At 58.7% G+C, this 13,420-nt stretch carries 2 protein-coding genes; both read left to right on the plus strand.

Annotated features, from left to right (window positions below; translation table 11 throughout):
- The first annotated feature begins 101 nt into the window (after positions 1-101).
- On the plus strand, positions 102-8,021 hold the full coding sequence (locus H8711_RS11590) for a LamG-like jellyroll fold domain-containing protein (RefSeq protein WP_249283612.1): 7,920 nt from the start codon (positions 102-104) through the stop codon (positions 8,019-8,021).
- 416 nt (positions 8,022-8,437) lie between these two features.
- On the plus strand, positions 8,438-13,420 hold a 4,983-nt coding region (locus tag H8711_RS11595), incomplete at its 3' end, for a hypothetical protein (protein WP_249283613.1).

Below are 13,420 nucleotides of genomic sequence, written 5' to 3' on the forward strand. Positions count from 1 at the left end.
TTTGTTGATCGCAATTAGTTACGATTAAGATGAAAGGAGGGCGGCGGTTGCAGCGATGCGGCCGCCGCCTTCTGCATGATTTTACAAAGAGGAGGTACGACATGAAAAGAAAAATTTGGTCGGTATTGTTGGCGGCGGCGATGTTGTTTAACCTCGCGACGCCGGTGCTGGCGGCGGACGACGGGCTGACCATTCCTCCGGCGGCAGACCCCGCGCCTCTGGAGGAGCAGCTTCCAGGGGAAGGAAACGGGGCGGCCGGTCTGCTCAGCGGGTCGGTGGACGACGCGCTGATCCTGAGCTACGACTTCAATGAGGCTGACGGCGGGGTCATCCCCGACCGCTCGGGCAACGGCAACGACGCGAAGATTGTCGGCGACGTGGCGGTCGGCGGCGGGTTGGCGTTGTTCCAAGGTGGTTATTTGAGGCTGCCTGACGGCCTGATGGACGGCTTGGAGGGAATGACCGTCCTGGGCTGGGTCAACCGGGATGTAGCAGCGCTCTATGAACGCTTTTTCGATTTTGGAAAGGGAAAGGAGAACTATTTTTCTTTTCAGATGAGAAGCGGATGGGGCGGTGAAAAGCCGGCGGCAGAGGTTGCGGTTGGCGGCGATGTCAAGCGCGCATTTGGCGGTGACTTCGCAGCTGTTGACACTTGGATGCACACAGCGATCACACTGGGGGACGGAATGATCCGGATTTACCTCGACGGTGTGGAGGTCGCCTCGCAGGCGACGGATTACCGCCCGGCGGATCTGGAGGGCTCCACCCAGAACTATTTGGGCAAGTCGCAGTATGCCGACCCCAACTTTCTGGGAACCATGGAGAACGTGGAGGTGTACGGCGCGGTGCTGGATTCCGACCGGATCGCAGACCGGATGAACGCCGACAACCAGATGGATCATATCGGGATGATCAAACTTCTGGAGCAAACTGTTTCTGAGATTGATCTGGGCGGCCCTGAGTTTACGACGGATATCGTCCTGCCTGAAGCCGTGGGGGATATCACCCTCTCGTGGGCTTCCGACCATCCAGAGCTTATCTCGAACGAAGGCAAATTGGCGTCCAGCCTGGCGGCGGGAACGTATGATGTGGTGATGACGGTTACCGCAGAACTGAACGGCGTGCAGCTGACGAAGGAGTTTCCTATTGTGGTCGCGGTTATCGACGACGCAGAGGCGGTGCAGCAGGCGAAAGCAGCGCTGGGAGTCGTCACCCTGGTGGAGGCGGAACGCATCAACCTGCCCACGGTGGGCAAATACGGTACCACTATTACCTGGATATCCTCAGATCCTGCGGTGATCGCGGCCGACGGCACAGTCAACCGTCCGGCGGTCGGCGAAGGCGCTGTGTATGTCGACCTGACCGCCACCATCCGGCGCGGAGACGCGGTGGAAACCAGGGAGTTCCCGCAGCGCATGGTGATGGAAGAGTACGCGGCCTATCTGCTCACCTATTTCGGCGGTGAGGAACTGAAGACCAACCACGAGGAAACCTATGCCAACGTACATTTCGCCCTCAGCTACGACGGGCTCAATTGGTTTCCGCTCAATGGAAATAAGCATGTTGTGGCGGCGACGGTTAAGGGTGTGGAGAACCCCGACTTGTACGGAAGCGACCGCCCGAACGAGTGTCTGGCGCGCGACCCGATGGTCTATCGCGAGCAGGACGGCTCCTTCCGGCTGCTTTCCTCGCACAGCTGGTACAATCCGTCCATCTATGTGTGGGACAAGGGCGACCTCACGAGCTTTTCCAAGGATCGCATCCTGCGGGTCAATATGATGGAAAACGGCAACGCCTGGGCGCCTGAAGTGGTGTACGATCCGGTCAAGGAAAAAAATTTAATCGTTTATACCGATCCATCCATGCGGGACACCACAAGCTGTGGATGGGGTACCTATACCACTGATTTTACGCAGGAAGATGTTCTGCCTGAGGAAGCTAACATACCGCTGATGGATTTGAGCGGCAAAAAGTTTGCTTATATTGACTGCTCCATTACCCAGTATAATGGCAGCTATTATATGAGCTACAAAGGCGAAAATTCTTATGACAGCAAGATTCATCTGGCGAAAGCGACAGAAATTGGGCCGAACTGCTTTGAAGAAATCGGCAGCCCCATTACCGATAATCTTTGCGAGGGACCCTTTATCATCAAGGACAACAGCAAGGAGCGCTGGTATCTCTATTATGATTACTTTACCCGCGGCGGAGTTTTTGGATGTTCCTATACCGACGATCTGGACAGCGATGAATGGACGCATCTTTCGGAGGACGAGTACAGTCTGCCCGATGGTGTGCGTCACGGCAACGCGATCCCCATCACCCTTGGCGAGGCCGAGAAGTTGATCGCCGCATGGGGCGTCGGCTTGGAAACGGTGAAGATACCCGGGACGATGTTTGTGGCGGAGGGTACGCCCGTGAGCGACCTCGATCTGCCCGTCACCCTTACAGGGCTGAGACAGGACGGCAAGGAGATTGACCTGCCGGTGAGCTGGAACACCGAGGCATATCTGCCACAAAAGGGCAGCTATCGGCTGATCGGTACCCTCGTGCTTCCTGATAATCTTCCTAATGCGGAGGACTTTCAGACGGTAGCGGTCACCGTGAAGGTCGGTTACACCAGAGCGGATAGCCTGATTACCAAGATAGACTTTGAAGCGTTGGAAGGTCTCACCGCGTTGGATGCCTCTGGTAACGGCAACCATCTGACCATGGCGCAGAAGCCGGAACTGGACACAGGGGTTCGCGGAAAGGCCATGAGATTCGACGGGAGCGCGCAGTACGGCTTGTTTCCGAGGGAGATGCTCACTGACGTTGAGGACGTAACAATTGCGGCCTGGTTCAAGATGGATGAAATCGTTGAGCTGGCCAGGTTGTTTGACTTTGGCATGAACAAGTACAATTACATCAATTTTGTGCCCCTGCACCGGAACGATCAAATCCTGGTGGAGGGTGTGACGGGCAGCAACCTGAACAATCTGAAATCGGTTGCTGTGTCCAGTAAAGATATCATTTCAGTCGGCAGATGGCACCATGTGGCGTTGACCATTGACGCGAATGGTGTTGCAGTCCTGTACATCGACGGCAAGGAGATCGGGCGGAACGAAAATTTCGGGTACCATCCCGCCGACGTCGCCCCCGGCGAACAGAACTATGTCGGTAAATCCCAGTGGCCCGATCCGCTCTATAAGGGGCTGGTAGACGATTTCTGCATCTACGGCTATGCCATGGGTGCAGAGGAGGTGAAGGAGCTTATAGCGGAGGGCGGCGCGGACAACACCGCGATCGACGACGCGGATACTATCGCGGCCTATGACTTCGCGAACGCTGAGGGCGGCGTGATCGCCGATGTCTCCGGCCACGGCAACGACGCGAAAATAAACGGCGAGGTCGCGGTCAACGCGGGCGTCGCTGAGCTCACCGGCGGCTACATCTCCCTGCCCGGCTTCGATTTCACCGGACTGGACGGGGTGACCGTCTCCGTCTGGATGAAGCGCGAGGACCCGGGCAAGGCGAACTCCCGCCTGTTCGATATCGGCGTCAAGGACATCTATTTCAACCTGATGTTCCCCAGCGAGACGAGCGCTTTGGTGGAGATCCGCCCGCAGAGCAGCGACAGCTCGATCCGCAAGGTGAACGCGGCTGTGCCCGGCTACGGCGAGTGGGTGCATGTGGCGGTCACCATCGGCAGCGGCCAAAACGCCATCTATGTCAACGGCGTTAAGGCGGGGGAGAACACCAGCTGCACCTATACCCCCAGCCTGTTCACCAACACCTCGAACAGCAGCATCGGCCGTTCGCAGTACGCGGGCGCCCCGTTCTACGACCCCAACTTCAAGGGACAGATTGAGAATTTCCGCATCTACAACCGGGTGCTCACCGCGGAGGAGATCGCGGCGGTCAAGGAGGAGAACAACCAGATCGGCAGCGGCACGGTGCTCGCCACCCTCAAGGCCGCGCTCGACGGCATCGCCATTGAAAACCTGGACGACGTGACCGCTGACCTCGCGCTGCCCGCCGCTTCGGGCAACGTGCAGTTCTCCTGGCAGTCCAGCAATCCCGCGGTGATCGGCCACGACGGCAAGTTCACCCCGATTGAAGCAGGCGTGGAGGATGTGACCCTGACGGTGACGGCCAGCCTGGATGGCGTGGTGCTCACCCGCGAATTCACCGCATCGGTCTACCACCACACCCCGGATGAGATCATCAATCCGAAATACCTGATTGCCTCCTACAACTTTGACGAGGCGGACGGCGGTACAGTGAAGGACAGCTCCGGCCACGGGCGCGACGGCCGCATCGACGGCGCGGTTGAGCTCGTAAACGGCGTGGCGATGTTCGGCGGCGGCTACATCCAGCTGCCCGACGGCATCACCGATTACGACGCGATGACCGTCTCCGGCTGGCTGCGCGTCAAGACGATTCAGAAGAACGCCCGCTTCTTCGATTTCGGCACCGGACAAAACAACTACTACAGCTTCCAGATGCTCTCGAACGACGGCAACGCGGATATCGAGATCAAGCCGCAGGGCAGCTTCAACCGCGTGCGCGCGCAGAGCTTCCCCTACGAGGGCGAGTGGGTGCATGTGGTTTCCACCTACTCCAAGGGCAGCAACGTGCTTTATTTCAATGGGGTCGAGGTCGGGCGCAACGACAGCATCCAGAGCTCGCCCAGCGATATGGGCAAGACCACCCAGAATTATATCGGCAAATCGCAGTTCGCCGACCCCAACCTCCGGGGCCTGGTGGAGAACTTCAAGCTCTACAGCAAGGCGCTCACACCGGAAGAGGTGCAGCTTGTCATGGCTGAGGAAAACCAGACTGCGGACGGCGAGACCATCCAAAAGCTGTACGACGCGGTTGATGGCATCGACCTGGGCGACCTGAGCGATGTGACCGGAGACCTCGCGCTGCCCGCTGCGATCAACGGTGTGAACTTCACCTGGAAATCCAGCAAGCCCGACGTGATTGCCGACAACGGCGACCGCAACCCCGACGGCAAAGGCCGGCACGAGGTGGTGCTCACCGTCACTGCATCCGAGGGCGGCGTCACCTACTCGCGCGATTTCATCGCGACGGTGATCTATTATACCGATGAAGAGATCGTGAACTTTGACAAGGACAACCTCGGCGTGGTCACCCTGGTGGATGTGGATAAGGTCTACCTGCCCACCACCGGCAAGAAGGGCTCCACCATCACCTGGAGCTCCTCCAATCCCGCGGTGATTGCGACCGACGGCGCCGTCAACCGCCCGGCGAGCGGGGCGGGCGCCGCCTATGTCGATCTGACCGCGACCATTCAGTACGGCGATGCGACGGTGACCAAGGAGTTCCCGCAGCGCATGGTCATGGAACAGTACACCGCCTACCTGCTCACCTACTTCGGCGGCGATGAGCTGATGACCAACGACGAACCCACCTATGCCACCGTGCACTTTGCGTATTCCTACGACGGCATGCACTGGGTGCCGCTCAACGACAACAAGACGATTGTAGCGGCCACCCTCAAGGGCCGGGATAACCCCGAATACGGCCAGGACCGCGCCGATGTCTCGCTGGCGCGCGATCCGGTCACCTACCGCCAGCAGGACGGCAAGCTGCGTCTGCTCTCCTCCCACAGCTGGAACAACCACGACATTTACGTGTGGGATGCGGGCGACCTCACCAGCTTCAGCGGCGAGCGCATCCTGTCGGTCAACACCGATAAGGGCAACGCTTGGGCGCCTGAGGTGGTGTACGATCCGGTGAAGGAGAAGTATATGATTATCTTCACCGATCCCAACATGGGCGACAGCAGCTGCGGCTACGGCACCTATACCACAGATTTTACCCAAGCGGATGTGGATGCCAATAAGGAGCTGGGCCTCACCAATATCCCGCTGATGGATCTGAGCAAGCAGGGCCGCAGGTATATTGACTGCTCGATGCACTATTATAACGGTTCCTATTACATGCCGGTCCGCTATTGGGCGGGCGACGCCACCCACAACGGTGTAACGCTGGCGAAATCCGATTCCCTGGAAGCGGACAGCTTTACCATTCTTCCCAACTACTCCGGTCTCGAGATCGACGAGAGCGTGGGCGACGGCAACAACGAGGGCCCGTTCCTCATCAAGGATTTCAGCCGCGAGAGATGGTATCTCTACTACGATTATCCCGACTGCGGCTCCGGCGAGGAGTGGGGCATGTTCGGCCTCTCCTACACCGACGACTTGGATAGCGGTATCTGGCACCGCGTGCCGTTCGACGGGTACGCCATGCCTTACGGCGTGCGCCACGGCAACGCCACCCCCATCACCCAGGGCGAGCTGGATAAGCTGATCGAGCGCTGGGGCACCCCGGAAGAACTGGATGTGGCGCAGCTCACCTCCCCCGAGGTGGAAGCGGCGGCAGGCACCCCGTTCGAGCAGCTCGACCTGCCCGAAACGGTGGATGTCATCCTGTTGGACGGCACCACAAAGGCGATGCCGGTCACCTGGAGCCCCGAAAACTACAAAGAAGAGGCCGGCCGCTATAAGATTTACGGCACATTCGGCGCTGTGGAGGGCGTCTCCAACAGCAAGGATTTGCGTCCGTTTGTTATCGTTAAAACCGGCGGCTCCACGGGCAGCGGCCTGGTGGTCGATGTCGGCTTCGACACGCTGGACGGCAAGACCGCGGTGGACAACTCCGGTTATGGCAACGCCATGAACTTTGTGGGTGACCTGGAGCTGGTGGACGGCGTGAACGGCAAAGCCGTGCGCTTTGACGGCAGCCAGTACGCCAACATGTCCAAAGAGCTGCTGATGAACCTGTACGATATCACCATCTCCACTTGGTTGAAAATCGACGAGCTCCAAACCTGGGCGCGCGCGTTCGACTTCGGCAAGGGGCAGGCCAACTTCATCAATTTCATCCCGCGCGCTGACGACGGCAATATGCGCGTGGAGGTGCGCGTCTACAATGAAAATCGCTCGATCCGGCCCGGCGTGCCCTTCCCGACCGGGGAGTGGACCCATGTGGCGATCACCATGGAGCCCGAGACCCAGACCGGTGTGCTCTACCTCAACGGTGTTGAGATCGGCCGCAGCGAGAACTTCTACTACGGTCCCGAGCACCTCGGCATGAGCAAGCTGAACCAGATCGGCAAATCCAAGTTTAGCGATCCCATCTTCCAGGGCGCGATGGACGAATTTAAGATGTTCGACCGCGCGTTGACCGCGGAGCAGGTGCTGGCGCTCTACGAGGGCCGCCCGATCGATCCTGAAGAGCCCTCGGATGTGGACAAGACTGCGCTGAAGGCGCTGATCGCGGCGATCGACGGGAAATACGAAGAGACCCGCTACACCGCAGAGAGCTGGAAGGCTCTGACCGATGCGCTGAATGCAGCGAAGGCGGTCGTTGCGGATCCGAATGCAACGGCAGAAGAGCTGAAAAGCGCGGCGGACAAGCTGACAGACGCTGTGAAGAACCTGGTGAAGAAGAGCAGCTCGAGCGGCTCCGTTTCTAAGGTAAGCGACAGCGATTACTGGAACGAGATCATCGAGAAGATCAACAACACAGCGAAGGGCGGCACAGTGAATGCGACGCTCGAGAGCGGAGCGATGATGCCCGCGACGGTGATTGATGCGCTCAAGGGCAAGGATGCCACCCTGGTGGTCACCGTAGGCGGCAAGGACTACGCGATCAATGGAGCTGGCAAGCTGACCGGTTACACCGCATCTGCGGTCTACTACACCAGCGATGAGATCATCGCGATGGCAACCGACAAAGCCCCGGCTGCGGGCGATGCGGCTGGCAACGGCAACGGCAACGCCAACCCGGAGACGGGCGGCGCGGCCGGCGCGGCGGTGGCGTCCACCATCGGCGGCGCGGCAGCTCCCGCATCTGAGGCGCCCGCAGTGATCGCTCCGGAAGCGCCCGCCGAGGCGGCTGAGACCGGAACGAACAGCGATTCCCTCTGGATGATTGCGGCGGTTCTCGCGGCTGTGCTGGTAAGCGGCGCTGGTGTTGCGGTTGCATACCGGAAACACAAAGGATAAAATAGATCATTGAAGCGAAAAGCCCGGGAATTCCAGAAGGAATTTCCGGGCTTTTTTATGCTATCAAAGGCAAAAATGTAAGATCATGTAATTTTCATGAAAAACATCATGTAGTTTCATGAAATATCATGAATTTATAAACTAATGCTAAAAAATCGTATTAAATTTTGAGGAAAGATATGGTATAATGCAAATACATCAGAAAATACCGGCGAAATAACGGTTGGGAAGGGGGGATTTGGATGTTGGAAAGAAAGGGGGAGGATGACAGGACAGAGCTGCGCGTGAAGCGTTTTTATTAAATATCGCAAAAAAATGCAAAAACCTGCTAAGAAATTATAAATACTTTCTACGACACCAATGGTACAATAAAATTGCTGAGTTCTATCTCAGAGGAAAGAAAAGGAGGAGATTTGTTGAAAAAACTAATCGCATGGGGACTATCGCTTGTGATGTCCCTCAGTTCTCTCAGCGCCTTGACAACAGTTCCAGCATATGCAACTGAGCCGGAACTCGTCAACCTCGCATTCAATGACATGGGTGCGGGGTACCCGAAAGCATTTGCAAACTATACAAACTCCGGCGACAGCCTGGAGAGCATCCTGGACGGCATTATCTCCGCCAGGGAGGGCGGCACGCTCGACGCAGGTCCGCGCAACCGCTGGTCCAACTGGAACCACCGCGGGGAGACCGCCTACATCGGCGTCACCTTCGAGTGCGAGCAGGAGGTCCACAGCATCGATTGGTACCATTTCGTCGATACAGCGAACTGCCCGGTGCCCAAAACAGTGGCCGCCCAGTATTGGGACGGCGCGGATTGGCAGCCGCTCAACGCCACTGTGGCCGACAAGGCCTACGAGGGCGAGTACACAACCGACTGTTATCAGGGCCGCATCCAGCAGTATACCCTGACCTTTGACGCGGTCACCACCTCGCAGGTGCGCATGGTGCTGGAGCCGCAGGACAATATGTGCCTCGCGGGCTCTGAGCTGCAGGTGTGGGGCGTGCCGCGCATCCTCTACGGCTTTAACGTCAAAATGGGCGCTGCGGCAAACGAAGGCGTGATGCCCGGCACCGTGGAGGCGGAGGCCTCTGCGGAGGAGCGCACCATGTACTTTAAGCTGACAGATTCCCAGGGCAACGAGGACGAGCAGACGGTCGCCATCCCGGCGAACCAGACCGAAGTTGCCTTCGAGCTCAATCTGGACAAGCTGGTGACCGGCGACATCGCCGTCAAGGCTTCGTTCCTGAGCGACTACAGCGAGTCCAAGGAGTACACCTTTGTCAAACGCATCCCCGACAGCGTGTTTGAGGAGCTGTACGAGGAGGTCAAAACCCCGTATGAGTACGGCATCGTGCTCAGCTTCTCGGGCGTCAAGGGCGACTTCGACAGCGACCTGATCGACAACCCCAACGTGTTCACCATCCCCGGCGACGATGAGTACGTCTATATGACCTACGTGGGCCACGACGGCACCGGTTACCGCACCGGCCTCGCCCGCAGCGAGGATATGGTCAATTGGGAGAAGATCGGCAAGATTCTCGAAAACGGCGAACCTGGCGCATGGGATGAGTTCAATGCGGCCGGCTACATCGTGCGCGACCATAAGTGGGGCGAAATTCCCACTCCGCATATCATGAAGGACGGCCGTTATGCCATGACCTATCTCGCGTCCGATACCGCGGGCTACGAGGCGGGCATCAAGCGCGCGGGCGTCGCGTTCTCCGACAAGATTTTTAACGACGACGGCAGCGTGGCCCAGTGGACCCGCCACCCCGACCCGGTGCTGGATGCGCACGACGGCGCCTATCCCTATGAAAAGGGCACCATCTGGAAGCTCCAGGCGATCTGGGACGATGAGACCCAGAAATACTATGGCTTCTACAACGCAGCCACCGGCCCGGAGGTCATGTGCGGCGCTGTGTCCGACGACCTCATCAACTGGAAGCGCATGGACACCAACCCGCTGCTGACGGTTGATTCCGCCCCGGATGGTGCGGCGTGGGGCGCGAGCCACAACGCGGACGCGGACGTGGTGAAGATCGGCGATTACTGGGTGATGTTCTATTTCACCAGCTCGCCGGGCGGCATCATCGACTCCTTCGCGGTGTCGCAAGATCTCATCCACTGGCAAAAATCCTACATACCGCTGCTCACCCGCAACGGCAGCTACAGCTCCACCTATGCGCACAAGCCCTGCGTGGTGAAGAAAAACGGCGTGGTTTATCATTATTATAATGCAGTTGGCAGCGCAGGCCGCCTGATCGCGGTGGATACCTCCATCGACCTGTCGGTGCTGCGCAAGGCGCAGGAGCTCGAACCCGGAAGCTGCTCCGAAGCGCTGTACCAGAACCTGCAAACCAAGATCGCCGCGGTGCAGGCCGAGCTCTACAAGGACGGCGGCTCGCTCGAAGCGATCGAAGCGGCGCTCGCCGAGCTGACTGCTGCTTACGACGACTGCAAGGTCGTCATCGACGAACCCGTGGGCCTGGATAACTTGGCGCTCAATACCGACGGCTCGGAGTATCCGAAGGTGTTCGCCGGCCACACCAACGGCAGCGAGTTCCCCTCCTACATGGTGGACGGCATCATTTCCGGCAAGGAAGGCGGCAACCACGATGAGGGCCCGCGCAACCGCTGGACCAACTGGGGCCAGAACGTGGGCAAGACCGAGTATATCGGTTCGGAGTTCGGCGCCAAGAAAACGGTCGAGGTGGTCAACCTCTATGCGTTCAACGACGGCTCCGACGTCCCAGCGCCCAAATCGGTGGCGGTGGAGTACCGCGACGCAGAGGGCAACTGGCAGCCGGTGGCCAACGCCGAGACAAAATCCGTCATTTATGATGAAGACGGAAAGGTCAAACTGTTCGGCATCACCTTCGATGCGGTTGCTACCGACGCCATCCGTCTGGCTTTGGAGCCTGCGGGCGAGAATAAGTCGGTGGGCGTCACCGAGATGAAGATTTTCGGTTCTCCCTATGTCCCGATGGATGAGCTGACCAACTTGGCGCTCAACGAGAACGGATCGGGCTACCCCGAGGCGTTTGCGGGTTACACCAACGGCGGGGATAATCTGCAGCAGTTGAACGACGGGATCGTCTCCGGCGGCGAGGGCCAGCCTCACGACGACGGTCCGCGCAACCGCTGGACCAACTACAACCACACCGGCACCGAGTACGCAGGCGTCAAGTTCGAGAGTGAGCAGGACGTTTACATGGTGGAATGGTTCGCATTCAACGATGGCGGCGGCGTTCCCACCCCGAAATCGGTGGAAGTGCAGTACTGGGACGGCGAGAATTGGCGGCCCGCAGACGCGAGCACGTCCAGCGAGCCCTACACCGGCGAGACTTCTTACAACAAGGTTGTTCACTACAAATTCATCCTGAAGGATGTAGTTTCCACTTCGCAGATCCGCGTGAAGCTGGAACCGCAGGATGGAAAATCGGTCGGCGCGACTGAGATGCGCGTCTGGGGCAAGCCCAACATGCTCTACGGCTTCAGCGCCAAGGTGGACAACATCGTGCCCGACGACGGCCAAATTCCTGTTTCGGTCACTGTAGAGGCTGCCCAGGAGGCGCGCACCCTGTATTACAAGGCGGAAGACGCCGAGGGGAAAGCGGTCGACGGTTCGGTGGGAATCCCTGCGGGCGAAACCGGCGTTTCGTTCTCCGTGGATGCGGCTGAATTGGGCATCGGCGAGGTGAAGCTGAGCCTTTCGCTCAAGGAAGACTTCAGCGAAGTGAAGGCATACACGCTGACGAAGCGCATTCCGAGCAGCGTGATCAACGATCTGTATGAGCAGGTTAAGACCCCGTATTCGTACGGCGTTGTGCTGCGCTACTCCGGCGTCGAGGGCGCTTTTGATTCCGCTCTGGTGGACAACGCCAACGTGTTCAGAATGCCCGGTGACAACGAATATGTCTATATGACCTTTGTGGGCCACGACGGCACGGGTTACCGCACCGGCCTCGCCCGCAGCAAGGATATGCTCAACTGGGAGAAGATTGGCCTGATTCTGGACAACGGCGCCGAGGGCGCATGGGACGAGTTCAACGCGGCGGGTTACATCGTGCGTGACCACGAGTGGGGCGAGGTTCCGACTCCGCACGTCATGAAGGACGGCCGTTACGCGATGACCTATCTTGCTTCGGATACGCCGGGTTATGAGGCGGGTAAGAAGCTCGAGGGCGTGGCCTTCACAGATAAAATCTTTAATGAGGATGGCAGCGTGGCCCAATGGACGCGTTACCCCGACCCGATTCTGCCCGCCGTTGAGGATTACGAAGGCGGAATCATCTGGAAGATGCAGGCCCTTTGGGACGACGAGACTCAAAAATACTACGGCTTCTACAATGCTGGCGCCACTGAAGTGATGTGCGGCGCAACATCCGATGATCTGATCAACTGGACGCGCATGGAGACCAATCCGCTGCTGAAAGGCGACAAATCCCCGAGCGGCGAAGTGTGGGGCGCCAGCCAGTGCGCGGATGCGGATGTGGTGAAGATCGGCGATTACTGGGTGATGTTCTACTTCACCGGTACGCCGTACGGCATCATCGATTCCTTTGCGGTATCCACAGACCTCTACCATTGGCAGAAGGCATATCTGCCGTTGACCGACCGTGACGACGGTTACAACTCCACCTATGCCCATAAGCCCTGCGTGGTGAAGAAGAATGGCGTGGTCTATCACTACTACTGCGCGGTGGGCAATGAGGGCCGTGTGATCGCGGTGGATACCTCCGTCGATCTCGGCATCCTGCAAACTGCATTGGCGATCAAGGAAGAGGACTGCACGGCCGGGCAGTACGCGAGATTGCAAAAGGCCATCGCGACCCTCCAGAACGAACTCAACAAGGACGGCGGTTCCCTCGAAGAGGTCGAAGCGGCGCGCGACGCGCTGATCGCGGCGGTCGAGGGCGGCGATGTCCCGTCCGACGTGGATAAGAGCTACCTGGAAGCGCTGATCGCGGCGGTTGACGGCGTGTATGAGGAAGAGCGCTTCACAGCGGAAAGCTGGGCGGCGTTCGAGGAAGCGCTGACTGCTGCGAAAGACGTGGTTGAGAACGACGCGGCGACCCAGGAGGATGTATTGAGCGCATACCTCGATCTGGTCATGGCGCGCGACGGCCTGACCTATGCGCCGGACAAGAGTGCGCTGAAACTGGCCGTTGATCTGGCGAATGCGCTGCTGGAGGATGAGACTCTGGATCTCACCGACGAGTCGAAGGCAGCCCTGGAAGAGGCGATTGCAGCTGCAAACCTCGTGATTGAAGACGCCGAAGCGACCCAGGAGGATATCGATGCGGCGTATGAAGATGTGATGTATGCGATTGTGTCGGTCATGGAGAATGAGGTGGACAAAGAGTTCCTGAAGTCCCTGATCGATCAGGCGAAC

The organism is Ligaoa zhengdingensis, assembly GCF_014384885.1.
GTDB classification, from domain to species: domain Bacteria; phylum Bacillota; class Clostridia; order Oscillospirales; family Ruminococcaceae; genus Ligaoa; species Ligaoa zhengdingensis.

Bases quoted from the DNA above. Each gene is read 5' to 3' on its own strand.
- H8711_RS11590 (WP_249283612.1), top strand. From the start codon at position 102: ATGAAAAGAAAAATTTGGTCGGTATTGTTGGCGGCGGCGATGTTGTTT.